The organism is Leucobacter tardus (assembly GCF_017583045.1).
GTDB lineage: Bacteria > Actinomycetota > Actinomycetes > Actinomycetales > Microbacteriaceae > Leucobacter > Leucobacter tardus.
The window spans coordinates 868,811-894,003 of the sequence record NZ_JAGFBF010000001.1; the positions used below are offsets into that span (position 1 = coordinate 868,811).

The following is a 25,193-nucleotide window of genomic DNA, read 5'->3' on the forward strand; positions in this document are numbered from 1 at the left end:
GTCGACGATGCCGACCGTGCTCGTGGTCAACAGCGGATCCTCATCGATCAAATACCAGCTCATCGATCCGGGATCGGGTGAGCGTCTCGCCTCGGGTCTCATCGAGCGCATCGGGCAGGGCACGGCGCGATCCTCGCACCGGCACGACGGGTCGACGTCGGAGCGCAACGTATCGGCGGCCGATCACACGGAGGCGTTCGGTGAGATCGTGCGGTCGTTCGAGGCAGCTGGATCCCCCCTTCTCGAGCTCGGCGTCGCCGCAGTGGGACACCGGGTGGTCCAGGGCGGAGCAGACTTCGTCGGACCGACGGTCATCGACGACGCGGTCGCGCAGCGGATCGTCGACCTGTCGGAACTCGCACCGCTCCACAACCCCGCGCACGCCCAGGCGATCGACGCGGCGCGACAGCTCCTGCCCGATGTGCCCCATATCGCCGTCTTCGACACCGCGTTCCATCAGACACTGCCGGCCGACGCCTACACCTACGCCGTGGATCCGGACGTGGCGGCTCAGTACGGCGTGCGCCGGTACGGCTTTCACGGGACCTCTCACCAGGTGGTCTCGCAGCGGGCCGCCGACCTGCTGAAGCGACCGGTTGCTGAGCTCAGGCAGATCGTCCTCCACCTCGGGAACGGCGCCTCCGCCTGCGCCATCGACGGTGGCCTGTCGGTCGACACCTCGATGGGACTCACGCCGCTCGAGGGACTCGTCATGGGCTCGCGCTCGGGTGACATCGACCCGGGAGCGATCCTGCACCTGCTCCGCTCGGGCATGGACGCCGACGACGTCGATGCGCTCCTGAATCAGCGCTCCGGTCTGCGCGGATTGAGCGGCAGCGTCGACATGCGCGACGTGCAGCAGTCCGCGGCAGATGGAGACGAGCGCGCAGCACTCGCGCTGCGCATCTACGGGCGTCGGATCCGCCACTACCTCGGCGCCTACCTCGTCGAACTCGGCGGTGCCGACACCATCGTCTTCACGGCGGGAGTCGGGGAGAACGTTGCGGCCGTCCGGGCCGACGTGTGCCGCGACCTCGAATGGTTCGGCATCCGCCTCGATCCGGAACGCAACGCATCGCGCGCGTCGGAGGCGCGTCTGATCAGTGCGGATGACTCCCGGGTAGCCGTCCTCGTCGTCCCGACCGACGAGGAGGCCGAGATCGCGCGCCAGGCCGGGGAGGTCGTCGCGCGCTGACGGATGTCGGAGCCCACCGGTACCATGGTCGAGTGGTCACCGCACTCTATCGCCGCTACCGGCCGGAAGCCTTCTCCGAGATGATCGGGCAGTCTCAGGTCACGGAGCCGCTCATGACGGCCCTGCGCTCCGAGCGCATCGGTCACGCCTACCTGTTCAGCGGCCCCCGCGGCTGCGGCAAGACCACTTCGGCGCGCATTCTCGCCCGGTGTCTGAACTGTGCGGAAGGGCCCACCGACACCCCGTGCGGCACCTGCCCCAGTTGCGTCGAGCTGAGCCGCGACGGCGGCGGTTCGCTCGATGTCGTCGAGATCGATGCGGCCAGCCACGGCGGTGTCGATGACGCGCGAGACCTCCGCGAGCGCGCCGTCTTCGCCCCGGCTCGTGACCGCTTCAAGATCTTCATCATCGACGAGGCGCACATGGTGACTCCCGGCGGGTTCAACGCGCTCCTGAAGATCGTTGAGGAACCGCCGCCGCACGTGAAGTTCGTCTTCGCGACGACGGAGCCGGACAAGGTGATCGGCACCATCCGCTCGCGCACCCACCACTACCCCTTCCGTCTCATCGCCCCGGCGACGCTCATCGAGTACGTGCAGTCGCTCTGCGACAGCGAGAGCATCACCGTCGAACCGGGCGTGCTGCCGCTCGTCGTGCGATCGGGCGGAGGGTCGGTGCGCGACACGCTCTCGATCCTCGATCAGCTCATCGCGGGTTCCGAGAACCGCACGGTGACCGCGACTCGCGCCGCCGGCCTGCTCGGCTTCACCCACACCGAACTGCTCGACGACGTCGTCGTCGCACTCGGCGCCGGCGATTCGGCGGCCGCCTTCACCGCCACCGACCGCGTCGTGCAGACCGGTCAAGATCCGCGTCGCTTCGTCGAAGACCTCCTCGAGCGCCTGCGCGACCTCATCGTAGTCAGCGCGACGACCGTTCAGGGCGCCGCCGCCGTCTTCCGCGGGGTTCCCGAAGACCAGTTGCAGCGCATGTTCGAGCAGGCGCAGGTGTTCAAGCGCGGTGAGCTGTCACGCATCGCCGACATCGTGAGCGAGGCGCTCGACCGGATGAGCGGGGCGACGGCACCGCGTCTTCAGCTCGAGCTCATGATCGCGCGCGCCCTCGTCGAACGTTCGACGCAGACCGACAGCGGCGGCGGCAGTCTCTCGCAGGCGCTCGCCGCTGGAGGAGCGCCGGCGGAGACGCACGCGGCGGCACCGACCGCAGCCCAGCCGCACACCTCTCCGGCGGCACCGGCCGCATCGGGGTCGGCCGCATCGGCATCGCCGGGAGCTCCGGCGTCGGCGGCGCACCCTCCGGCTTCCGCACCCCCGCAGGTTGAGACGCCCGCACCCCCGCAGGCCGACTCCTCGGAGATGAACGCCGCTGAGGCGGCTCGAGCGGCGCGAGAGTTCCTCCGCACTGACTCCGCGGGCACCGCATCGTTCGGGCGTCCTGTGACCGACGTGCTCGGCATGATGGATGAGCGCGCCGCTGCCACCCCGCCGCCGACTCAGCCGACGGATGCTTCCGCCGGTCCTGCGTCGCCCGCCCCGACCGGGGCGCCGACGGCCCCGGTCGATGCCGCCGGGACACCAGCCAGTGGGGGCGCACCGAACCCGGCACTCGCTCCCGAACCGGCACCCCAGCCGACGCCAGAACCGGCATCCGAACCCGCATCGACGGCGGACGCGGCAGCCGCACCGTCACCCACCCCCGCGGCCGACGGCGACGTGAGCTTCTCCGAGCTCGCGGACATGTGGCCCGAACTTCTCGAAGAGATTCTCGAGACCGATCGAGAAGCGTGGAACGCCGTGCGAGTCGCGGTTCCGCTCGGACTCGAGCGCGACATGCTGACGATCGGCTTCGCGAGCGGGTCCGACCTCGGCGCCTTCAAAGCCTCGGGCGCGGGCCCCCTCCGCGAGACCATCCTGGCGGCGGTCGGCGTACGGGTGCGATACGTGCCGAAGCAGGTGCCGCCCGGTTCGATCCCCTCGTCGCAGACGAACGAGAGCGCGCCCACGCAACAGGCTCCCCGCGAATCGGGGGAGGGCCCGAGTCCCGCCGCCGAACCGTCCGGCGACACCGAGGAGCCTCACCGAGCGGGGTCATCGCCGAACCCTGAGCCGCAGGCCCCCTCCGTCGACGATGTCCTCGCGCGAGCCGCTGCCCGCATCAGTACCCTGCAGGGCGGCTTCACGCAGCCGAGCGCTCCCACGTACACGCCGGCGAAGCCCGAACTCGACCCGGCGCCAAGTCCCGCGTCCGAGCCGTCGCTTGCACCTGAGCCCGAGGCCGAGACCGAGCCACCGCAAGCACCCGAGCCCGAGAACGCTCCCGCGTCCGAGCCACCGCAAGCACCGGAGCCCATGAGTGCTCCGGAGCCCGAGTCCGAGCCGGCCACCTCGGCAGCATCGGCGGCCCCAGCCGACCGCTCGAACGCTGACCCCTCGATTCCCGACCCCGCGTATCCCGATCCCGACGGGTACGGTGAGCCCGACGACGACCCCTACGCGAACGTCGCGGGCGACCCGTACGCCGAGCCGGATGCGCAGTCTGCAGCCTCGTCGCCCACGGTCGAGGCTGCGCCCACGGCTTCTGAGACGCAACCCCGCCCCGCCGCCGACGCTGCGCCATCACCGCCACCCGCGGTGCAGGGCGCCGACGGCGACCCGGCCGCACCCGAGCGCCGATCCACCGCCCCCGCATTCACGCGGTACGGTGAAGCAGTGGTTCGCGAGGTGCTCGGCGCGAAATTCATCGAGGAGCGTCCGCTCCCCGCGCGAGGAGAGGGGTAGCCCATGTACGACGGCATCGTGCAGGAGCTGATCGACGAATTCGGCAGGCTCCCCGGCATCGGCCCCAAGTCCGCGCAGCGCATCGCATTCCATATTCTGCAAACCCAGAACTTCGATGTGTCTCGTCTCTCCGAGCTGCTCATCGAAGTGCGCGAAAAGGTGCGGTTCTGCGAGGTATGCGGCAACATCACGCAAGAAGAACGCTGCGCCATCTGTCGAGACCCGCGGCGCGACCAGTCGCTGATCTGCGTCGTCGAAGAGCCGAAAGACGTGGTCGCGATCGAGCGGACCCGCCAGTTCCGAGGCCTGTACCACGTGCTCGGCGGCGCCATCAGTCCGATCGACGGCATCGGACCCGACGACCTCAGCATCCCGCAGCTCATGTCGCGTCTCTCCAGCACCGAGGTGCACGAGGTCATCATCGCGACCGACCCGAACCTCGAGGGCGAAGCGACCGCCGCCTACCTCTCGCGACTGCTGAACTCGATCGAGGTGCCCGTCTCCCGGCTCGCATCAGGCCTACCCGTAGGTGGCGACCTCGAGTTCGCCGACGAAGTCACGCTCGGCCGCGCCTTCGAGGGGCGGCAGAAGCTCAGCTGATCCGCGTCACCCCGCGCGTCATCGAAACGACACCGACATGTTCGCTTCGCTACACTGGGCAACGGTGCGTGTCTTGACAGCGATGGAGGTTTCCCAGTGGCATTGATCGTTCAGAAGTACGGCGGCTCCTCCGTCGCCGATGCCGAGAGCATCAAGCGCGTCGCCAAGCGCATCGTCGAGACCCGTCGCGCCGGCAACGAAGTCGTCGTCGCCGTCAGCGCCATGGGCGACACCACCGATGAACTGCTCGACCTCGCCAGCGAGGTCACTCCGATCCCCGCACCCCGCGAGCTCGACATGCTCCTCACCGCGGGCGAGCGGATCTCGATGGCACTCCTCGCCATGACCATCAAGGGTATGGGGGCCGACGCTCTCTCCTTCACCGGAAGCCAGGCGGGCATGATCACGACCGCCGAGCACGGTTCCGCGAAGATCGTCGACGTCACCCCCGGGCGCATCCGCGAAGCGCTCGATCAGGGATCCATCGCCATCGTCGCCGGCTTCCAGGGTTTCAGCCGCGACTCGCGCGACATCACCACGCTCGGTCGCGGCGGATCCGACACGACCGCCGTCGCCCTCGCCGCCGCCCTCAACGCCGAGGTCTGCGAGATCTACACCGACGTCGACGGCATCTTCACCACCGATCCGCGCATCGTCCCCCTCGCCCAGAAGATCGACGCCGTCTCCGCCGAGGAGATGCTCGAACTCGCCGCCGCCGGCGCGAAGGTGCTGCACCTCCGCGCCGTCGAATACGCGCGCAGGCACGGTGTCGTGCTGCACGTGCGCTCCTCCTTCTCGAGTGAGGAGGGCACCATCGTCTACGACCCCGCCAAGGGGCATCCGAAGGGAGAACAGGTGGAAGAGCCGATCATCACCGGTATCGCCGCTGAGAAGAACGAGGCCAAGATCACCGTGGGCGGTGTGCCCGACGTTCCCGGCGTGGCCGCCCACATCTTCGAGGTCGTCGCGAAGACCAACGCGAACATCGACATCATCGTGCAGAACGTGTCCGCAGCCGATACCAACCGCACCGACATCTCCTTCACGGTCCCCGCGGCCGAGGGGCGACGCGTCATCGAGGCACTCGAGCGAGAGCGCGACAACCTCGAGTTCGAAACGCTCCAGTACGACGATCAGATCGCGAAGGTCGCCGTGGTCGGTGCCGGGATGCGGACGTCGAGCGGGGTGTCCGCGCAGCTGTTCCGCGCGCTGTACGACGCGGGCATCAACATCGAGATGATCTCGACCTCTGAGATCCGCATCTCCGTCGTCACCCGTGCCGACCTCATGGAGAAGGTCGTGCAGGTTCTGCACACCGCGTTCGGCCTCGACGCGGAGACCGAGGCCACCGTCTACGCGGGTACTGGTCGCTGACCCGCCCGCGCCCGACAGACCAGACTTTCGAAGGAGCATGAATATGGCAGATCAGGGTGTGCACGTCGCCGTCGTCGGCGCCACCGGACAGGTGGGCGCCGTGATGCGACGCCTGCTCGAGGAACGCGACTTCCCCGTCGCCGGGATCCGGTTCTTCTCGAGCGCGCGCTCGGCGGGCACCACGCTGCCGTTCCGCGGCGCAGAGATCACGGTCGAAGACGTCGAGACCGCCGACCCCTCGGGCATCGACATCGCCCTGTTCTCTGCCGGTGGCAGCGCCTCGAAGGCGTACGCCGAGAAGTTCGCCGCGGCCGGCGCGACGGTCATCGACAACTCGAGTGCCTGGCGCCTCGACCCCGATGTGCCGCTCGTCGTCAGCGAGGTCAACCCCGATGCCATCGCCGACGCGCGCAAGGGGATCATCGCGAACCCCAATTGCACGACCATGGCCGCGATGCCCGTGATGAAAGCGCTCGACGCCGAAGCCGGACTCGAACGTCTCATCGTGACGACATTCCAGGCGGTCTCCGGATCGGGCCTCGTCGGGGCGCGTGAGCTCGCGGGTCAGGTCACCGGCGCGGTCGAGAGCGGCAACATCGAGGGACTCGTGCACGACGGGGGAGCGGTCGACTTCGTCGCGCCCGAGGTCTACGCCAAGACGATCGCATTCAACGCGCTTCCGCTCGCCGGGTCCATCGTCGACGACGGCGAGGGCGAGACCGACGAGGAGAAGAAGCTGCGCAACGAGAGCCGCAAGATTCTCGGTCTGCCCGAACTGCTCGTCTCCGGCACCTGCGTGCGCGTGCCGGTGTTCACCGGGCATTCGCTGTCGATCAACGCGGAGTTCGCACGTCCCATCTCCGCGGATCGCGCGCGCGAGGTACTCGCGGACGCTCCGGGTGTGGAGCTCAGCGACGTTCCGACGCCGCTGGAGGCCGCCGGTGCCGACCCGTCCTTCGTCGGACGCATTCGCGCCGACCAGTCGGCTCCGGAAGGGCGCGGGCTTTCACTGTTCGTCTCCAACGACAACCTGCGCAAGGGCGCCGCGCTGAACGCGGTGCAGATCGCGGAACTCGTCGCCGCGCGCGCATAGGCGTGTGAGGTGTCGGCGGGCCCTGGCTCGCCGACACCCGTCAGCGCGGTGATTCGAGTGTGAGCAGGCTCGCTTCGGGCCGGCAGCAGAAACGCACCGGCGCGTAGATGGAGGCGCCGAGTCCGGCGCTCACGTTCAGGTAGGCGGCATGCTCGGCGTCGAACCAGACGCTGAGCCCGCGCGCCTGGTCGGTGGGCAGATCGCAGTTCGCGGTCAGTGCACCCGCGAAGGGCGCGCGCACCTGCCCGCCGTGCGTGTGGCCGGCGAAGATGACCGCCGCCCCGTCCTGCAGCAGAGCGCCGAGCGCCTCCTGGTACGGTGCATGCACGACACCGAGCCGCACGGGCGTCGCGTCGGCGGATGCGTTCGGGAGCTGGGCGATCGCCGCGCGCATCGCGGGCACGTCGTGGAAGCTCACGTGTGGATCGTTGAGGCCGAACAGATCGAACTCCGTGCCGCGCACCGTGAGGCGGGCCGCCGAGTTGTTGAGATCGATGAACCCTCGCTCGGTGAAGGCCTGCGTGATCCGGTCGGTATCGATATCGGGTTCGCGCGTATGCAGCCGGCTCGGCGCCTGCAGGTACTTCAGGGGGTTCTTCGCGCGCGGACCGTAGTAGTCGTTCGACCCGTACACGAACGCGACGGGGATGCCCGCGGCGTCGAACGGCTCGAGGGCACGCAGCAGACCGGGTCGCGCCTCGGCATGGCCCATCAGGTCGCCGGTCAAGATGACGAGGTCGGGGGAGAGTTCGACGAGGGAGCGCACCCACTCGATCTTGCGATGCTGCCAGGGAGCGAGGTGCAGGTCGGAGAGCTGCAGTACACGCACGGGAGCGGCGCCATCGGGAAGGACGGGGAGGGTGTGGCGACGCACGGTGAACAGACGCGGTTCGACGAGCGTCGCCCAGGCGGCGGCGCCGGCGGCGACCACTCCGACGGTGGTCGCCGCGCGGCGGAACGATCCGTCCGTCACGAGTCGCAGCTCAGCGTGACCTGGCTGCTGCGCTTGGCGTCGGAGCCACCGGACGGCGACATCGACGTGATCTCCTCATTCCGACAACTGCCCGGCAGCGAGACCGAACCGAACCCGGCGCTGCGAAGCTCGCGGAGCGCATCACTGCCGTCCTGCCCCGTGACATCCGGCAGTTCGGACATCGAGCCGTTGCTGCGGAAGAGTCGGATGCTCGAGCCCTGCGGTGCGCTGCTGCCCGCTTCGGGGTCGGTGCGGGCGACGCGCCCCTCGTCCTCGGACGAGTCGGTGTCTCCGCCGTCGCTCACCGTGAATCCGGCGTCCTCGAGCAGCTTCTTCGCGTCGTCGTAGCTCTGCCCCGACGTGTCGGGCACCTCCTGCGTGGTCACGCGCAGTGCGGAGTCGCCCGGCGAGGGGAACGGATCCCCACCGTACTTCTCGTCGGCGACGTTCATGATGGCGGGCCAGATGCGCTGATCGGCCGCCATGAGGCCTTCCCAGCCGCCGAACTGCTGCGTGCTGACATCACCGGTCACGTTGCCGACCCACACGGCGGTGGAGACCTTCGAGCTGCCGCCCACCGTCCAGTTGTCCTTGACGTTGTCGGTGGTGCCGGTCTTCGCGAAGTGCGGCGTGCCGATCGCCGACCTGGCATGCCCGGCGAGGCCGTTCTGCACGGTGCTCTCCAGCACATAGGCGACACCGGCGGCGACTTCGGGGGCGATCGCGGAGGAGCATTGAGAACCCGTGAAGTTCACTTCCTCGCCGTCGGGATCGAGGATCTTGTCGATCGGGACCGGCGTGCACACCTCGCCCTCGGCGCCGAACGCGCCGAACGCCGTCGCCATCGTGATGGGCGCGATCTCATCGGTACCGCCGTAGACGGTGGACGGCAGGATCGCGAGATCGCGGGTGCCGTAGTTCGACATCGATTCATCGGAGTTCTGCTCAGCGGCGCGGTGCACGCCGAGCTTCTTCGCGGTATCGAAGGTGTCGCAGAGGTCCATCTGCTGCTGCATCGAGACGACGCCGCCGTTGATGGACTGCTCGATGACGTTCTGCACCGTGCGGGTGCCGTACTGGCGCCCCTGGTCGTTCTGGAACGTCCAGTTGCCGTACCCGTAGATGCCACCGTCGAGGCAGTGCGCCGGGAAGTTCTGGTACTGCTCGGTGCGGCCGTTCGCGTTGACGCTCTGACGCACGGAGTGGCCGGATCGGATCCACTCGGTCAGCGTGATCGCCTTGAACGTCGATCCGACCTGGAACCCGCCCGAGCCGCCGTACTCGAAGTCGGTGCTGTAGTTGATACCGGTATAAGCCGCGTTGTCTTGCGTCACTTCGGGGTCGGCGCTGAAGGTACGGTTCTGCACCATCGCCAGCACCCGACCCGTGCCGTTCTCGGTGCTCACGCCGACACCGCCGATATCGATGCCGTCCATCGTCGCGGGCACGTTGTCGCGCATCGCCTGCACGCCGGCGTTCTGCATGTCGATGTTGATCGTGGTGTGGATGTCGTATCCGCCGCGCTGGAAGTTGAAGAACCGCTCCTGGCTGGAGTTGCCGAAGCTCGGGTCGTTCAGGATGTATCGCTGCACGTAGTCGCAGAAGTAGCCGAGATTCATGCGGCTCTCGGCGATGTCGCACCCGGCGGGGCGCGGCGTGATGTTGGGCTCGACCGCCGTCGCGACCGCCTCGTCGTACTGCGCTTGCGTGATGCGACCGTGGTTCAGCATCGAACCCAGGATCTTGTCGCGTCGGTCCTGGTTCTTCTCGATGTTCTCGGGGAGGTCGATCTGCAGCTGGGACGGGTTGTTCACGATCGCCACGAGGCTCGCTGCCTCAGCGACGGTGACGTCGTTCGCGTTCTTGCCGTAGTAGTACTGCGCAGCCGACTGGATGCCGTAGATCTGGCGACCGAAGAGGGCGATGTTCAGGTACCCCAGCAGGATCTCGTCCTTCGAGAATTGCTTCTCGATCGAGACCGCGTAGCGCATCTCCTTCAGTTTGCGGTCCATGTCCTGGCGCATGGCGTCTTCGTAGGCCTCGTCGCGCTCGTCGGGATCGACGATGGCCTCAGCCTCTTGCACCAGCACGTTGCGCACGTACTGCATCGTGATCGTGGACGCACCCGAGAGGTTGCTGCCCATCGCGTTCTGGGCGACCGCGCGACTCGTGGCGAGCACATCGACACCACCGTGCGTGTAGAAGCGCGGATCCTCCTCGGCGACCGCCGCGTCCTTGATGTACTGCGAGATCTCGTCCCACTTCACCGGCTCGCGATCCTGCTCGTAGAAGGTCGCGACCTCGACGTCCTTGCCCTCGGAGTTCTTGGCGTAGATCGTGGACGGCTGCGCGAGCTGACCCGGATTCAGGTGATCCGGCAGGTTCTCGAACACGTTGATGGCGGAGGACGCCGCAGCGCCCGTCACCGCCACGATGGGCGTGACTGCCGCGGTCAGCAGCACGCCGGCGACGACGCTCATCGCGATCGCGCCGAAGACGCCGCTGAGCGCGCCGCCCGCGGTGCGAGGCTTCAGAGAGCGCACTCCCCGGTTTTGAGCGCGCGAAGACTGAGGTGACTGTGGGGCCATACAATCAAGGATAAGCGACATCGCTGACAATCCGCTCGCGTCGTCGAGTGACGACCCGATATCGATTATGGACGGAGAATATCGCGTGACCGAACCCACCGAAACCGCCGAAACACCGCGCTGGGAGTACTTCGTGACCCCGCTGCTGCTGCACAACGAGGCTCAGATCCTGAACAACTGGGGTGCGCAGGGCTGGGAGCTCGTGCAGATCATCGAAGGACCCGCCGGCGGCAACGTCGCGTACATGAAGAGGAAGGCGTAAGCGCATGTCAGTGATCGAGGATCGACTGCAGGAACTCGGATACACCATTCCCGAGGTCGCGGCACCCGTCGCCGCGTACGTGCCGGCGCTGCGGCGCGGCAACACCGTGACGACGAGCGGTCAGCTGCCGTTCGTCGACGGCGCACTCGCCGCGAGCGGCAAGGTCGGCGAGGGCGCCGGCCTCGTCTCGCCGGAGCAGGCGGAAGAGCTCGCCCGGGTCTGCACGTTGAACGCGCTCGCTGCAGCGCGGGGCGTGCTCGGCTCGCTCGACAAGATCACCCAGGTCGTCAAGGTGACGGCGTTCGTCGCGTCCGACCCCTCGTTCACCGGCCAGCCCGCCGTGGCGAACGGCGCATCGGTCTTCCTGGGTCGCGTGTTCGGCGACCTCGGCATCCACGCGCGCTCGGCGGTCGGGGTCGCGGTCCTGCCGCTCGACGCCCCGGTCGAGATCGAGTTCGTCTTCGAGGTCGCAGACTAGTCACCCGGCGTTCCGCTCTCCGCGGAGTGGACACCGATAGGCCGGGTCGGCCGTGGTCAGTGCGAGTGCCGCACTGCCGCGTTCGGCCCGGCCTCTCTCGTTCGGGCCTGCGCGGGTACGGGGAAGCTCCGCGCGGGTTACGCGAGCGCGGCTGACCAGATGCATGCGCCGACGAGGGCCAGCAGCGCGGTACCGAGGAGTAGCAGCGCGAAGCGTCGGTGCTCCGCGAACCGCCAGCGCAGGTTCGTGCGCGGGTAGAGCCAGCGCCGGTCGGATCGCTCCGCACGGTACCCGTACCGGAGGTACAGCATGGCCGCCAGGAGTCCGACGAGCGGACCCGTCACGATCGTCATCATGGCAGTCGCGTCCCGCGTCAGCGCCCACGCGACGATGCAGATCGCCGCGAAGACGGAGAGCAGCCACGCGATCCAGAGCAGTCTCGTGAGATGGGGCCTCCGTGGGCCTCCGACTCGCGGAGTGACCCCCTCGAGTGCGCTCATGGCGTCTTCGGCTCGACGATGCGCCGTCGTGCCGCTGAGGAGGTTCGGGAAGACGCTCGCCCGAACTCCTCGACCGGAGATGACGAGCGTGAGATCCGAATCGTCGGCGTAGGTGCTCCCCACGACGACGGAGCGGATCTCATGAGGTCGCGACAGGTTCGCGAGCGCCGAGGCTCCGTCGCGGGCATCCTCCTCGCCGGAGACGCGGTGCACATCGATCTGCCGATCCGCTCCTGACGCCCCGCCCCGCTGCACGGCGGCGGCGATGCGCACCAGATGCTCGAGCGCCAGAACTCGAGGCCCGCTCTGCCGCACGTGGAAGAGGTCGTTCCCCGAGTCATCCCGCGGCGAGAAGTTCACCCGCTCATCCTATGGGAGCGAGCGTTCGCGCCCAGACCCCTCCCGCCCCGGAGGTCCGGGAGGGGTCTGGGCGCGCTCTCACCCGTGCGTTACGACGCGCGGGTGCGGATCTGATCCTGGATCGTGGACATGACCGCCGTGTCCGCCAGCGTCTGCGTATCGCCGACTTCCTTGCCCTCGGCGACCTGCTTCAGGAGCCGCCGCATGATCTTGCCCGAGCGGGTCTTCGGCAATTCGTTGACGATGAAGACCTGCCGCGGGCGCGCAATCGCGCCGATGTGGGCGGCCACGTGCTTCCTCAATTCGGCCTCGGCGTCGTCCGCCGTCACGATCGACTGCTGGGACTTCAACACCACGAATGCGACGACAGCCTGACCGGTGGTCTCGTCATCCGCACCGACGACCGCCGACTCGGCGACGGCGTGGTGCTCGACCAGTGCCGACTCGATCTCCGTCGTGGAGAGTCGGTGGCCGGACACGTTCATCACGTCGTCGACGCGACCGAGGAACCAGATGTCTCCGTCGTCGTCGAGCCGAGCGCCGTCGCCCGCGAAGTACTTGTCTCCGAACTTGGCCCAGTAGGTGTCGATGTAGCGCTGGTCGTCGCCCCAGATGGTGCGCAGCATGCTCGGCCACGGCTGCTCGACGACGAGCAGGCCGCTCTGACCCGGCTCCACCCGCTCGCCTTCCTCGTTCACCACGCTCACCGCGATGCCCGGCTGCGCGATCTGTGCGCTCCCGGGCTTCAGCGCGGTGAGACCGGGGAGGGGAGAGATCATGTGCGCCCCCGTCTCCGTCTGCCACCACGTGTCCATGATGGGAGCCTCGCCTCCGCCGATGACCTCGCGGAACCAGCGCCAGGCTTCGGGGTTGATCGGTTCGCCGACGCTGCCGAGCAGGCGAATGCTCGAGAGATCGTATTCGGCGGGCACCTGTCGTCCGACCTTCATGCAGGCGCGGATCGCCGTGGGGGCGGTGTAGAAGATGGTGACCCCGTACTTCTGCACGATGTCCCACCAGCGGCCCCAGTTCGGCGTCTCGGGGGTGCCCTCGTAGATGACCTGAGTGGCGCCATTGGCGAGGGGGCCGTAGACGACGTAACTGTGGCCGGTGATCCAGCCCACGTCGGCCGTGCACCAGAACACATCGGTCTCCGGCTTCAGATCGAAGACGTTGCGGTGGGTCGTGCTCGTCTGCGTGAGGTAGCCGCCCGACGTGTGGACGATGCCCTTCGGCTTGCCGGTGGTCCCCGACGTGTACAGGATGAAGAGCGGGTTCTCGGCGTCGAACCCTTCTGCGGTGTGCTCGCCGTCGTACGCCTGGATCTCCTCGTGCCACCAGAGGTCGCGGCCCTCCACGAAATCGATCTCGTTCTCACCGCGCTGCACGACCAGCACGTGCTCGACCGACAGTTCAGCGCCGGTGTCGGCGCTCAGTGCGTCATCCACGGTCGGCTTCAGCGGCGAGACCCGGCCCTTCCGGAACCCGCCGTCCGCCGTGATGACGAGCTTCGCCTCCGCATCGTCGATGCGCGAGCGCAGGCTGTCGGCGCTGAACCCGCCGAAGACCACCGAGTGGATCGCTCCCACGCGCGCGACCGCGAGCATCGAGATGATCGTCTCGGGGATGAGCGGCATGTAGATCGCGACGCGATCCCCCTGCCCGATGCCGAGACTGGCGAGCATGTTGGCGGCCCGCTTCACCTCGTAGGTGAGCTCCGCATAGGTGATCGTGCGGGTGTCACCCGGTTCGCCCTCGAAGTGGAAGGCGACGCGATCGCCGAGTCCCGCTGCGACGTGCCGGTCGAGGCAGTTCGCTGCAACGTTGAGCTTCCCGTCGCCGAACCAGCGCGCGAACGGCGGGTTCGACCAGTCCAGAACCTCCGTGAACGGCTGCGTCCAGGTCAGCGATCGGGCCTGCTCGGCCCAGTACGCCTCGGGATCCTGCGCCGCGCGCCAGTAGACCGATGAGTCCGTCACATTGGCCTGCGCGCGGAACGCATCGCTCGGCGGGTACGTCTGACCCTGCAGCGGGTGACTTTCAATGGTGCTGTGCTGATCAGTCATAGATTGCCGTAATCCCATCTCTGTCTCGGTCAAGGCCCCGTTGCGCCGACCGTCTGCCCGCTAGCGTACCGGCTTTCCACCGCCGCTCGTGCGTTCTTCGTCCACACGGCCGCGGGTGACGATCTCGGGAGCGTGTCATCCACCGATGGGGGATCGGAGCGCAGCGCTGCGCTCGGAGTTGCTGGAGTGGCACCATGCCGATCGCCGCACCATCCGCACGCAGCAGCCACCTTCCGCTCGACGCGAAACGCGCGTTCGGGGCGCTGCTGCCGCTCTTGGATGAACCGGACGTACGCGACATCATGATTCAGGTCGCGGAACGTCGGGGCCGGTTGTGGGTCGATCGGGGTGAGCGGATCGAGGCTGTATCCGGGTGGTCCGTCGCGCCGGAAGCCGTCCGCGGGTTCGCGGTCGCGCTCATCGCCGCGGGTGGCCGGCACTTGGATGAGCGGCAGCCGTACGCTGATGTGCGACTCGGAGATGGCATCCGGGTGCATGCGGTACTGCCGCCGGTGGCGGTGGCCGGTGCCGCGGTGTCGATCCGGGTGCCGCGCGTCTCGCGACTCGACTTCGACGAGCTGGTCGCGCAGGGACTCTGCGCGCACGACGTCGCCGATGCGCTCGAGCGTGCGGTGCTGCAGCGGCGGAACATCCTGATCACCGGTGGAACGGGATCGGGGAAGACGACCGTGCTGTCCGCGCTGCTCGACCTCGTTCCGCGTGCCGAGCGGATCGTCACGATCGAAGACGTGGCCGAGCTGCGTCCCGCGCATCCCCATCGGGTCGCGCTCGAAGCGCGGCAGGCGAACACCGAAGGCGTCGGCGAGGTCAGTCTCGACCGACTGCTGAGAGAGGCGCTGCGCATGCGCCCCGATCGCATCGTGCTCGGAGAGTGCCGAGGCGCCGAGATCGCCACCCTGCTCGCCGCACTCAACACCGGTCACGACGGGGGCGCCGGGACACTGCACGCGAGCCGGCTCGTCGACGTTCCCGCACGTCTGGAAGCGCTCGGCGCGCTCGCAGGCATGGACCCGCGCGCGCTGGGGCGTCAAGCGGCCTCCGCAATTCACCTCGTCGTGCATGTGGAACGCTTCCGGGGCCGTCACCGTATCGCCGAACTCGGCACCCTCGGCCTCGGACGCACGGGCGACCTGGTCACCGGAGCACCGTGAATCTCGACAGCCTGCTGGCACTCGTGCCCCGATCATGGAGACGTACGAGCGGGGACACCTGCACGGCGGCCACCGCTGCCGCACGCGCGGCGGTCCTTCTCCGCGGCGGGGTGCCTCCGCCGCGGGTGTTCGGTGCACTCGCGGCAGAGGACCCCGCGCTGCGGCACGTGCACGACCGCGTCGTCGACGGGGCGACCGTGTCCGAGGCGCTCGCCGCCGCCGATTCCCCCGACTGGCGCCTGCTCGCCGCGGCGTGGTCCGTCGCCGACCGCACCGGGGCGCCGCTCGCGCACGCCCTCGAGCAGACGTCAGAAGCGCTGGAGCGTCTCGAGGCGCTCCACGAACGGCGCGAGGTGCTGCTCACCGGCCCGCGAATGACGGTCAGACTCGTGTCGGCGCTCCCAGCGCTCGCGGTCGTCAGCGGTGTCCTGCTCGGCTTCGACCCGGTCGGGGTGCTCTTCTCATCGACGGGAGCGGTCCTCGTCGTGGCCGGCACGGCACTGCTCGCCTCCGGCGTACACTGGGCGCGGCGGCTCACCCGTTCGGTCGGAGCGTTGGATCGCGCCCACGGGTGCGAACTCCTGCTCGTCCGCACGGCGCTCGCCGGCGGAGGTACCCCTGACGGGGCGATACGCACGGTCGCCGACAGCGCCGTCGCCGCGCGAGCGCACTGGATCGATCTCGCCGAACTCTGCCGTTCCGGTTCGGTGCGTGCCGTGCTGGCGAGCGCCACCGCGACGGGCGCACCGGCGGGTCCGCTGCTCGTCGCCGAGTCGCGCGCGGTGCAGGTGCGCGCGCATGCGACGCTCGAACGCGAGGCTGAACGGCTCGGCATCCGCGTGCTCGTTCCCCTGGGGGTCTGCGTGCTCCCAGCCTTCATCGCACTGGGGGTCATGCCCGTGCTCGTGTCGATGCTCGGCGGGCTCGATGTGGGATGAGCGATGTCGCGGAGTCGTCCTCAGCGTCCTCATTCGTCTTCCATGCGGCGAGTCGCTCACAGGGGACCATCGTCGTCCACGAAGGCTTCGACGCTCGCGGGAGGATGCAGTTCCCGCTACGCACACCACCGAATCGAAGGAGTCACGATGTCTCACCATCTCTCACCCGTCCGGAGCATCGCCGCATCAGCGCGCCGGCTCAGAACTCGTGTGCTGGCGGCCTGCGACCGACTCGCGGATGATGAACGCGGTGCGGTGACGGCGGAGTACGCCATCATCATCATGGCCGCCGTCGCGTTCGCCGGCGTGCTCGTCGCGATCATGCGGAGTCCCGAGATCCGAGCGATGCTCGTGAAGCTCGTCGAAGACGCCCTCAACGCCGCGGGGTGAACGATGGGAGCGACACCGGCGGAGCGGTACGCGGCGCTGCGCGATGACGAACGGGGAGCCGTGACCGCCGAGTTCGCGGTCGCTCTTCCGGCGGTGCTCATCGTGCTGGGACTGGTCATCGGGGGTGTCTCGCTCGTGACTCATCGGCTCACACTGACCTCGGCGGCCGCAGACGTCTCCCGTCTCGAAGCGCGCGGTGACCACGATCTCGCCGCATCCAGGCTCGAGGCGCTCGCCGGCCGCGTCGAAGTCGAGCGCAGCGAGACGGGAGGCCTGCTCTGCGTGACCCTGCGGGCCGCCCCGGGGCTCGGTCTGCTCCGATCACTCGGCATCAGTGCGAGCGCCTGCGCGGCACGGAGCGGCGTCGCCGGGGACCCCGCATGAGCGTTCCGGTCAGCGTCGCCGTCGCCGCCGCAGCGCTCCTCCTCGGCGTTCCGGTCATCGTGGCCGGCACGCAGCTCGAGGTGCGGCATCGCGTGAGCGCGACCGCAGACGCTGCGGCGCTCGCGGCAGCGGACGCCGCAGCAGGGTGGATCGACGCTTCGCCGTGCGCGCTCGCCGCCGAGGTGGTCACCGCCGCCGAAGCCGAGCTGGGTTCCTGCGAGGTCGAGACGGGCTCGGCGAGCGCCCGCATCGTCGTCACCGCGTCATCGGGGCTCGGCGAGGTGCGGGGGCGCGCGCACGCCGGCCTCGTCGACGGACCGGTCGACGGACCGGGGAGTAGCGGGCCGGTTGGAGAGAACGGCTGGGCCTGGCCCTCCGATCGCCGAGGGCTGACGCAGGGCCCCCATCAGGGGTACGCCATCGATCTCGCGGTGTCCGACGACGGGGCACTGTTCGCTCCGTACGCTGGCGTGATCGTGCGCGCCGGCCCCGACGGTGCGGGGATTCCCGATGTCTGCGTGGCGAACCCCGGGTGGTGGCGCGGACCCAACCACCTCGTCATGATGCGGCACGAGGTCGATGGACAGGTGCTGTTCAGCGCGCACAGCCACATCGCACCCGGCTCGACGGGACGCCTCGGACTCCGACCGGGCAGCCGCGTCGCCGCGGGTCAGCGGGTCGGCACGGCGGGAATGACCGGGTGCACCGAGGGCCCGCACAGCCACTTCACGCTGTCGCGCACGCCGCAGCACTCGGTGTCGGATGTCGACCCCTTGAGCTACCTCGGGCGGCCATGATGGCGGGAGCGCACGTCCGTGCCTCGGTCTGCGACGACAACGCGCTCGGCGTCGGGGCGTGGCCATTCTCAGGACCACCTGTGTAGGGTGTCGATGCAAGAGATATGTACCGGGTGCCGTTTCCGAGGGCGCCCAGATGGAGCCGGGCAGCAGGGCTGCCGCACCGTCGACATGAGTGAGGAGTCCCGTGAAGGGCGAGAAGAAGCTCGTAATCGTGGAGTCGCCGACCAAGGCGCGCACGATCAGCGGATACCTGGGCGATGACTACGAAGTGATCGCCTCGGTCGGACACATCCGCGACCTCGCAGAGCCGTCCGAGCTTCCGGCCGAACTCAAAAAGGGCCCCTTCGGCAAGTTCGCCGTCGACGTCGAGAACGACTTCACCCCCTACTACGTGGTCGGCGACAACAAGAAGAAGACCGTCTCCGAGCTCAAACGAGCACTGAAGGGCGCCGACGAACTCTGGCTCGCCACTGATGAGGACCGCGAGGGCGAAGCCATCGCGTGGCACCTGCTCGAAGTGCTGAAGCCGAAGGTCCCGGTCCGCCGCATGGTCTTCCACGAGATCACCAAAGACGCGATCGAAGAGGCGAAAGCCAATACCCGCGACATCGACCTCTCGCTCGTCGACGCGCAGGAGACCCGCCGCATTCTCGACCGGCTCTACGGGTACGACATCTCGCCCGTGCTGTGGCGCAAGGTCGCACCGAAGCTCTCCGCCGGTCGCGTGCAGTCCGCCGCCACGCGCCTCGTCGTCGATCGCGAGCGGGAGCGACTCGCCTTCACCACCGCCGAGTACTGGGACCTCTCCGCAATCTTTAGTCCGGGTGCGGACGCCGACGATCCCACCGATTTCCGGGCGAAACTCGTTCGACTCGGCGCGCAGCGGCTCGCGACCGGAGGCGACTTCGGCGACGACGGCGCGCTGAAGGCGAAGTCGTCGAGCGCAGGCGTGATCCCGCTCGAGCGCGACCGTGCCGAGCGGCTGGCCGAACTGCTCCGCGACGGACTGCGCGCCGCCGTCAGCTCGGTCGAGACGAAGCCGCACACCCGACGCCCGGCAGCACCGTTCACCACGTCGACCCTGCAGCAGGAGGCCTCGCGCAAACTGCGGTACACCTCGCGTCAGACGATGTCGTTCGCGCAGTCGCTGTACGAGAACGGTCACATCACCTATATGCGAACGGACTCGCCGTCGCTGTCGAAGCAGGCGGTCCAGGCGGCACGCTCGCAGGCCAGCGAACTCTACGGGTCGCAGACCGTGCCCGACAAGCCGCGCGTGTACACCGGCAAGTCGAAGGGCGCTCAGGAGGCCCACGAGGCCATTCGCCCCGCAGGTGACGTCTTCCAGCGCCCGAACGCGCTGAAGGGCAAGCTCACGCAGGGCGAGCACGCCCTGTACGAACTCATCTGGAAGCGGACCGTCGCGAGCCAGATGGCAGACGCCAAGGGCTCCACCGACACCGTCACGCTCGCCGTCGACGTGCAGGAGGCCGGAGCCGACGCCCCGACCCGCGCCGAATTCACCGCCAGCGGCACCGTCATCACGTTCCCCGGCTTCCTCCTCGCCTACGAGGAGGGACGCGACGAGAAGCGCGGCGACACCGACCAGAACGTCGCACTGCCGCAGCTCTCCGAGGGGCAGAGCCTCGGCGTGATCGAGCCGGAGGCCAAGGGACACGAGACGAGCCCGCCACCGCGCTACACCGAGGCCAGCCTCACGAAGCGGCTCGAAGACCTCGGCGTCGGCCGACCCTCCACCTACGCGGCGATCATCAGCACCATCATGGATCGCGGCTACGTGACGAAGAAGGGGCAGGCCCTCGTGCCTAGCTGGATCGCCTTCTCGGTGGTCCGTCTGCTCGAAGATCACTTCTCGGAACTGGTCGACTACGACTTCACCGCCTCGATGGAGAACGATCTCGACCGCATCGCGGCCGGCGACGCCGACCGAGGCACCTGGCTCGGCGAATTCTACTTCGGTACCGACGCCCACCCTGGGCTCCGCGGCGTGGTGGACAACCTGGGTGAGATCGACGCCCGAGCGATCAACACCATCAAGATCGACGACGGCATCTCGCTGCGCATCGGCAAGTACGGTCCGTTCCTCGAGGTGTTCGACGAGAAGTCCGAAGTGACGGAGGGCGGCGAGCTGAAGCCCCGCTCGGTCAACATTCCCGACGGTCTCGCGCCGGATGAGCTGACGGCCGCGAAGGCCCGCGAGCTCGCCGCCGCCGAGCCGGCCGAGGATCGCGTCGTCGGCCTGCACCCGCAGACGGGCAAGCGCATCGTGGCGAAGAACGGACGATTCGGTCCGTTCGTCACCGAGCTCCCGGATGAGGGTGAGGAACTGCCGAAGGGGCAGAAGCCGCGCACCGCATCGCTGTTCAAATCGATGGACCCCGCGACGGTCGACCTCGACACCGCGGTGGCGCTCATCGACCTGCCGCGCGTCGTCGGGGTGGATCCTGAGTCCGAGACCGAGATCACCGCGCAGAACGGACGCTACGGCCCCTACTTGAAGAAGGGCACCGATACCCGCACCCTGCCGAGCGAGGACGCGATCTTCTCGATCGATCTCGCCGGTGCGCAAGAACTTTTCGCGCAGCCCAAGTACGGTGCGAAGCGGGCCTCCAGTGCGCTGAAGGAGTTCGACGCCGATCCGGCGAGCGGCAAACCGATCAAGCTGCGCGACGGCCGGTTCGGCCCGTACGTGACCGATGGTGAGACGAACGCGACCATCCCGCGGGGTGAGAACGTCGACGACGTCACGTTCGACCGCGCCGTCGAGCTGCTCGCCATCAAGCGCGCCAAGGGTCCGGCCAAGAAGAAGGCTCCCGCGAAGAAGAAGGCTCCGGCGAAGAAGGCCACGACGACGAAGAGTCCGGCGAAGTCCGCGGCTCAGAAGTCATCCGGTACGGTCGATCCCGCCCGCTCTGCGGCAGCGAAGAAGGCGGCCGCCACCCGTGCCGCGAACCGGGCGGCCGCCGAGGCCGCGCAGAGCTGACCGGCGCGTCGTGAGCGGACTGTTCATCACCCTCGAGGGTGGCGACGGCGCGGGCAAATCGACGCAGGTCGAACTCCTGCAGGCCTGGCTCGAAGCGCGCGGCCACGAAGTGGTCCGCACCCGCGAGCCCGGTGGAACCATGCTCGGCGTCGAGCTGCGGAAGCTGCTGCTGCACGGTGAACACGTCGACCCGCGCGCCGAAGCACTGCTGTACGCCGCAGACCGCGCGCAGCACATCGCGACGATCGTGCGCCCGGCACTCGAGCGCGGAGCGATCGTGGTGCAGGATCGCTACATCGACTCCTCGCTCGCATATCAAGGCGCTGGCCGCGTGCTCGACATCGCAGACGTCAGACGGCTCAGCGACTGGGCGACAGAGGGCCTGCAGCCGCGAGTGACCGCGATCCTCGACATCGCACCTCAGGACGCCGCGGCGCGCAGGCATGCTCGCGGTGGAGCCGCCGACCGACTCGAATCCGAAGCCGCGACGTTCCATGAGGCGGTCCGTGACGGCTTCCTCGCGATTGCGGCGGCGGACCCGGATCGCTGCGTCGTCATCGACGCCACACTGCCCGTGGACGAGGTCCACGCGCAGATCCTCGCGCGCGTCACGCCGCACTTGCCGCAGTAGCTCAACGTCGCCGTTCAGACGGCACTGGCGCGTCCAGATTCCGACCCCGGACAGCGCTGCGCCCCGACACCCGAGTGCATCGGGCGCCGGGGCGCAGCGGGTCGGATCAGCGTTTACTCGGCGATGATCTGCCCGAAGCGATCGGGGAGCGTCGCCGACCAGGCCGAACGGAGTTCGGCGAGCGGCAGGGTGAAGCGATCCTGCAGTTCGATAGCCGCGTCTGCACCCCGGCCGTCGGTCACGCCGATCTTCAGCACCGGGTAGTCGCGTCCCTCGCAGAGACCGCGGAACTTCACGTCCTCCTCGTGCGGAACCGCGACGAGCACACGCGCCTGCGACTCGGAGAAGAGCGCCGCAGCGGCGTCGACGCCGTCACGCTCCATGATCTCCTCGATCCAGACGCGGGCACCGGTGCCGAAACGGAGGGACCCGTCGGTGAGCGCCTGCGCGAGGCCGCCCTCGGAGAGATCCACCGAGCCGGAGAGCAGCCCGCCCTGGGTCGCGGCGTGCAGCAGATCGGCGAGTGACCGCTCGGCTGCGAGATCGGCCATCGGGGGAACGCCACCGAGGTGGTCGTGCACCGCTCCGGCCCAGGCGGAGCCGTCGAGCTCATCGCGCGTCGTGCCGAGGAGGTAGAGGTGGTCGCCCTCGTCCTGCCAGCCGCTCGGTACGCGCCGTGCCACATCGTCGATGATGCCGAGCACGCCGACGACGGGCGTCGGGTGGATCGCGGTGTCGCCCGTCTGGTTGTACAGCGAGACGTTGCCGCCCGTGACGGGAGTCTCGAGTGCGAGGCAGGCGTCCGAGAGCCCCTCGACGGCGCGCGAGAACTGCCACATGACCTCGGGATCCTCCGGGCTGCCGAAGTTCAGGCAGTCGGTGACGGCGGTCGGCACGGCGCCCGACGCGGCGACGTTGCGGTACGCCTCGGCGAGCGCGAGCTGGGCGCCGGTGTAGGGGTCGAGCTGGCTGTAGCGACCGTTCGCGTCCGTCGAGATCGCGACGCCGAGTCCGCTCTCCTCATCGACGCGGATCATGCCGGCGCCGTCGGGGAAGGAGAGCGCCGTGTTGCCGAGCACGTACGTGTCGTACTGATTGGTGACCCACGAGACATCGGCCTGGTTCGGCGACGCCGCGACGGCGATGAGCTGCGCCCGCAGGTCGTCACCGGTTTCGGGGCGTGCGAGGCCGTCGGCGCGAACGCCGGAGGCCTGCAGCGCGTCGATCCACGACGGGTATGCGACCGGGCGCTCGTAGACGGGACCGTCCACGGCGACGGTGCGCGGGTCGACGTTCACGATCTCTTCGCCGCGCCAGTTGATGACGAGGCGACCCGTGTCGGTGACTTCGCCGAGCACGCTGGTCTCAACATCCCACTTCGCGGTGACCGCGAGGAACGCGTCGAGCTGCTCAGGGCGCACGACGGCCATCATGCGCTCCTGGCTCTCCGACATGAGGATCTCCTCGGCCGTGAGCGACGGATCGCGGAGCAGCACGCTGTCGAGCTCGATGAACATGCCGCCGTCACCGTTGGAGGCGAGCTCGGAGGTGGCGCACGAGATGCCGGCCGCACCGAGATCCTGGATCCCCTCGACGAGCTCGCCCTGGAAGAGTTCGAGGCAGCACTCGATGAGCACCTTCTCGGCGAACGGGTCGCCGACCTGCACGGCGGGCCGCTTCGTCGGGCCGCCCTCGCTGAAGCTGTCGGAAGCCAGGATCGAGGCGCCGCCGATGCCGTCGCCGCCGGTACGGGCGCCGAAGAGCACGACCTTGTTGCCGGTGCCCGACGCGTTCGCGAGGTGGAGGTCTTCGTGGCGCAAGACGCCGACGCCGAGCGCGTTCACGAGCGGGTTCGCCTGGTACACGCCGTCGAAGACCGTCTCACCACCGAGGTTCGGCAGTCCGAGGCAGTTCGCGTAGAAGCTGATGCCGGAGACGACGCCGTGCACGACGCGGGCGGTATCGGGGTCGTCGACGGCGCCGAAGCGCAACTGATCCATCACCGCGACCGGCCGGGCGCCCATGGAGATGATGTCGCGGATGATGCCGCCGACACCGGTGGCCGCGCCTTGGAAGGGCTCGATGTACGAGGGGTGGTTGTGGCTCTCGACCTTGAAGGTCACGGCCCAGCCCTCGCCGATGTCGATCACACCGGCGTTCTCGCCCATGCCGACGAGCAGGCGCTCGCGCATCTTGTCGGTGACCTTCTTGCCGAATTGCCGCAGGTAGATCTTCGACGACTTGTACGAGCAGTGCTCCGACCACATCACCGAATACATGGCGAGCTCGCCCGAGGTCGGTCGGCGGCCGAGGATCTCACGGATGCGGTCGTACTCATCGGGCTTCAGCCCGAGCGCGCCGTACGGCTGCTCCTTCTCCGGGCTCGCGATGGCGTCGGCGACAGTGTCTGGGCGGGGCTCTACGGCGGTGCTATCGGTCACCCCGACAGTCTACCGGGGTCCTGCGCATTGCTCTTTTCCAGTGCGGCAGTGCACACTCAAGAGTATGAATGATCCGAACACCCAGATGCAGGAACCGCAGCAGGTGCCGACCGCGAAGCCTCACGAGGGCGATCAGCACCGGCTTTCCCCGTTCCTCAAGGTCAGCATCATCCTGCTCGCCGCGCTGACGATCGCCTCGATCTCGCTGCTCTTCCTCGGTGACTTCGAAGGGCGCTTCGAGCGGGTGTTCTCGACCTTCGCGCTGTTCACCGTGTTCGTGCTCTTCACGGCGTTCGATACGAGTCGCGAGCGCAAGTCCGAGTGGTACGCGCCGGTCGCTCTGATCGCGAACACCTACATTCTCGGATTGCTGCTCATCGTGATCTGGATGACGTCGTACGACCCCTTCACCCTCGGTTTCGAGATCTTCTGGAAGTCGGTCGTGGTGATCGGGGTGACGCGACTCGTCATCCTCTGCTGCCAGATCCTCCTGAGCCTCGGTGCGCATTTCCCGCCGGTCGTGCCCCGGTTCGGCTTCATCACGAGCATTCTCGCGGTGCTCTCGGGCATCATGTTCACCGCTCCCGTCGGGATCGAGTCCTTCGACCTCACGGTTCCGGATCTGTACTGGAAGCTCGCGACGGCGACGCTGATCCTCACGGCGCTGGGGCTCGCCATCACGCTGCTGCTCCGGTGGACCTACGGGGCGGATCGCCGCGCCGCGGCGCGGGCCGAGCGCGAGGCGGCAGTTGCGCGTCGGGCGCCGCAGCTGCCCGGCCACCCGCCGCAGCAGGGTCAGCCGTACGGCCCCGGTGCGGGTCAGCCGCAGGCGCGGTCGGATCGACACGCCCCCGCACCTCAGCAGCCAGCTGCTCCGCGGCCGCAGGTGCATGACGAGCAGCAGTTGCTCCCGTGGCCCACATACCCCGACGGCCGTCCGTTGCCCATGCGCCCGGACGGCCAACCCGACTTTTCGGCACTGCAGCACCCCGGGGGCCCCGGGCGCCCGTGAGAAATGCGGTGGCGACGATATCCGTCGCCACCGCATTTTTTGTTCACCTTGAACATCTGATGATGTAGAGGATAGGCTTACCTCAATCCCACCGACAGCGTGGGATTCGCTGTGCCGCGAGACTGCGGGTCGTT

The 25,193-nt window shown here is 68.5% G+C and carries 20 protein-coding genes; 15 read left to right on the forward strand and 5 right to left on the reverse strand.

Annotated elements, in window-relative coordinates:
- Positions 1 to 7: 7 nt before the first annotated feature.
- From J4H85_RS04180 to J4H85_RS04200, 5 genes are all read left to right on the forward strand, one after another.
- On the forward strand, positions 8 to 1,195 hold the full coding sequence (locus J4H85_RS04180; protein WP_208237386.1) for an acetate/propionate family kinase: 1,188 nt from the start codon (positions 8 to 10) through the stop codon (positions 1,193 to 1,195).
- 32 nt (positions 1,196 to 1,227) lie between these two features.
- Positions 1,228 to 3,993: a DNA polymerase III subunit gamma and tau gene (locus J4H85_RS04185; protein WP_208237078.1), complete on the forward strand. Its 2,766-nt coding sequence runs from the start codon at positions 1,228 to 1,230 to the stop codon at positions 3,991 to 3,993.
- 3 nt (positions 3,994 to 3,996) lie between these two features.
- Complete coding sequence (gene recR, locus J4H85_RS04190) at positions 3,997 to 4,593, forward strand: recombination mediator RecR (RefSeq protein WP_208237080.1); 597 nt, start codon at positions 3,997 to 3,999, stop codon at positions 4,591 to 4,593.
- A 96-nt stretch (positions 4,594 to 4,689) separates the two neighbouring features.
- Positions 4,690 to 5,967, forward strand: coding sequence for an aspartate kinase (locus tag J4H85_RS04195; RefSeq protein ID WP_208237082.1), 1,278 nt, complete (start codon positions 4,690 to 4,692; stop codon positions 5,965 to 5,967).
- Positions 5,968 to 6,010: 43 nt separating this feature from the next.
- Positions 6,011 to 7,060, forward strand: coding sequence for an aspartate-semialdehyde dehydrogenase (locus J4H85_RS04200; protein ID WP_208237084.1), 1,050 nt, complete (start codon positions 6,011 to 6,013; stop codon positions 7,058 to 7,060).
- 40 nt (positions 7,061 to 7,100) lie between these two features.
- Here the strand turns inward: J4H85_RS04200 and J4H85_RS04205 are convergent, their stop codons facing one another.
- Together J4H85_RS04205 and J4H85_RS04210 are read right to left on the reverse strand one after the other, a co-directional pair.
- Complete coding sequence (locus J4H85_RS04205; RefSeq protein WP_208237086.1) at positions 7,101 to 8,033, reverse strand: metallophosphoesterase; 933 nt, start codon at positions 8,031 to 8,033, stop codon at positions 7,101 to 7,103.
- Positions 8,030 to 10,576 (reverse strand): transglycosylase domain-containing protein, encoded by a 2,547-nt coding sequence (locus J4H85_RS04210; RefSeq protein ID WP_208237088.1) that lies wholly within the window; start codon positions 10,574 to 10,576, stop codon positions 8,030 to 8,032. Before J4H85_RS04210 ends, J4H85_RS04205 begins: the two co-directional genes overlap by 4 nt.
- A gap of 130 nt (positions 10,577 to 10,706) precedes the next feature.
- Here J4H85_RS04210 and sp36 point away from each other — a divergent pair, with 130 nt between their 5' ends.
- A complete protein-coding gene (sp36, locus tag J4H85_RS04215; RefSeq protein WP_372440183.1) occupies positions 10,707 to 10,883 on the forward strand; it encodes a Sp36 family protein in 177 nt (58 codons plus the stop codon).
- A 4-nt stretch (positions 10,884 to 10,887) separates the two neighbouring features.
- Positions 10,888 to 11,361 carry a RidA family protein gene (locus J4H85_RS04220; RefSeq protein ID WP_208237092.1) on the forward strand — a complete coding sequence of 158 codons (474 nt, stop codon included), beginning with the start codon at positions 10,888 to 10,890 and terminating at the stop codon, positions 11,359 to 11,361.
- A 137-nt stretch (positions 11,362 to 11,498) separates the two neighbouring features.
- On the opposite strand, the gene J4H85_RS04225 is transcribed toward J4H85_RS04220, so the two are convergent.
- Together J4H85_RS04225 and acs are read right to left on the reverse strand one after the other, a co-directional pair.
- A complete protein-coding gene (locus J4H85_RS04225; RefSeq protein ID WP_208237094.1) occupies positions 11,499 to 12,221 on the reverse strand; it encodes a hypothetical protein in 723 nt (240 codons plus the stop codon).
- Between the two features lie 89 nt (positions 12,222 to 12,310).
- On the reverse strand, positions 12,311 to 14,287 hold the full coding sequence (acs, locus tag J4H85_RS04230; protein ID WP_208237096.1) for an acetate--CoA ligase: 1,977 nt from the start codon (positions 14,285 to 14,287) through the stop codon (positions 12,311 to 12,313).
- A gap of 194 nt (positions 14,288 to 14,481) precedes the next feature.
- On the opposite strand from acs, the gene J4H85_RS04235 reads away from it, so the two are divergent.
- The 7 genes from J4H85_RS04235 to tmk all read left to right on the forward strand — a co-directional run bounded on the left by J4H85_RS04235 (position 14,482) and on the right by tmk (position 21,606).
- Entirely contained in the window at positions 14,482 to 15,459 is a 978-nt protein-coding gene (locus J4H85_RS04235) for a TadA family conjugal transfer-associated ATPase (protein WP_208237098.1), read from the forward strand.
- Positions 15,456 to 16,397, forward strand: coding sequence for a type II secretion system F family protein (locus J4H85_RS04240; RefSeq protein WP_208237100.1), 942 nt, complete (start codon positions 15,456 to 15,458; stop codon positions 16,395 to 16,397). The genes J4H85_RS04235 and J4H85_RS04240 overlap by 4 nt, the downstream gene beginning before the upstream one ends.
- A gap of 147 nt (positions 16,398 to 16,544) precedes the next feature.
- A complete protein-coding gene (locus tag J4H85_RS04245) occupies positions 16,545 to 16,787 on the forward strand; it encodes a DUF4244 domain-containing protein (protein ID WP_208237102.1) in 243 nt (80 codons plus the stop codon).
- Positions 16,788 to 16,790: 3 nt separating this feature from the next.
- Complete coding sequence (locus tag J4H85_RS04250) at positions 16,791 to 17,171, forward strand: TadE family protein (RefSeq protein ID WP_208237104.1); 381 nt, start codon at positions 16,791 to 16,793, stop codon at positions 17,169 to 17,171.
- Entirely contained in the window at positions 17,168 to 17,968 is an 801-nt protein-coding gene (locus J4H85_RS04255) for a M23 family metallopeptidase (RefSeq protein WP_208237105.1), read from the forward strand. Before J4H85_RS04250 ends, J4H85_RS04255 begins: the two co-directional genes overlap by 4 nt.
- Before the next feature lie 187 nt (positions 17,969 to 18,155).
- Positions 18,156 to 20,975, forward strand: coding sequence for a type I DNA topoisomerase (gene topA / locus J4H85_RS04260; protein WP_208237107.1), 2,820 nt, complete (start codon positions 18,156 to 18,158; stop codon positions 20,973 to 20,975).
- Positions 20,976 to 20,985: 10 nt separating this feature from the next.
- Entirely contained in the window at positions 20,986 to 21,606 is a 621-nt protein-coding gene (tmk, locus tag J4H85_RS04265; RefSeq protein WP_208237110.1) for a dTMP kinase, read from the forward strand.
- A 113-nt stretch (positions 21,607 to 21,719) separates the two neighbouring features.
- Here the strand turns inward: tmk and purL are convergent, their stop codons facing one another.
- The gene (gene purL / locus J4H85_RS04270; protein WP_208237112.1) at positions 21,720 to 24,047 is read right to left on the reverse strand and encodes a phosphoribosylformylglycinamidine synthase subunit PurL; all 2,328 of its coding nucleotides are present in this window, start codon (positions 24,045 to 24,047) and stop codon (positions 21,720 to 21,722) included.
- A 64-nt stretch (positions 24,048 to 24,111) separates the two neighbouring features.
- Here purL and J4H85_RS04275 point away from each other — a divergent pair, with 64 nt between their 5' ends.
- Positions 24,112 to 25,059, forward strand: a complete 948-nt coding sequence (locus tag J4H85_RS04275) for a hypothetical protein (protein WP_208237114.1) — start codon at positions 24,112 to 24,114, stop codon at positions 25,057 to 25,059.
- Positions 25,060 to 25,193 lie beyond the last annotated feature (134 nt).

Bases quoted from the DNA above. Each gene is read 5' to 3' on its own strand.
- J4H85_RS04200 (WP_208237084.1), top strand. From the start codon at position 6,011: ATGGCAGATCAGGGTGTGCACGTCGCCGTCGTCGGCGCCACCGGACAG.
- J4H85_RS04180 (WP_208237386.1), top strand. From the start codon at position 8: ATGCCGACCGTGCTCGTGGTCAACAGCGGATCCTCATCGATCAAATAC.
- J4H85_RS04220 (WP_208237092.1), top strand. From the start codon at position 10,888: ATGTCAGTGATCGAGGATCGACTGCAGGAACTCGGATACACCATTCCC.
- acs (WP_208237096.1), bottom strand. From the start codon at position 14,287: ATGACTGATCAGCACAGCACCATTGAAAGTCACCCGCTGCAGGGTCAG.
- J4H85_RS04275 (WP_208237114.1), top strand. From the start codon at position 24,112: ATGAATGATCCGAACACCCAGATGCAGGAACCGCAGCAGGTGCCGACC.
- J4H85_RS04245 (WP_208237102.1), top strand. From the start codon at position 16,545: ATGTCTCACCATCTCTCACCCGTCCGGAGCATCGCCGCATCAGCGCGC.
- J4H85_RS04255 (WP_208237105.1), top strand. From the start codon at position 17,168: ATGAGCGTTCCGGTCAGCGTCGCCGTCGCCGCCGCAGCGCTCCTCCTC.
- J4H85_RS04235 (WP_208237098.1), top strand. From the start codon at position 14,482: ATGCCGATCGCCGCACCATCCGCACGCAGCAGCCACCTTCCGCTCGAC.
- J4H85_RS04250 (WP_208237104.1), top strand. From the start codon at position 16,791: ATGGGAGCGACACCGGCGGAGCGGTACGCGGCGCTGCGCGATGACGAA.
- recR (WP_208237080.1), top strand. From the start codon at position 3,997: ATGTACGACGGCATCGTGCAGGAGCTGATCGACGAATTCGGCAGGCTC.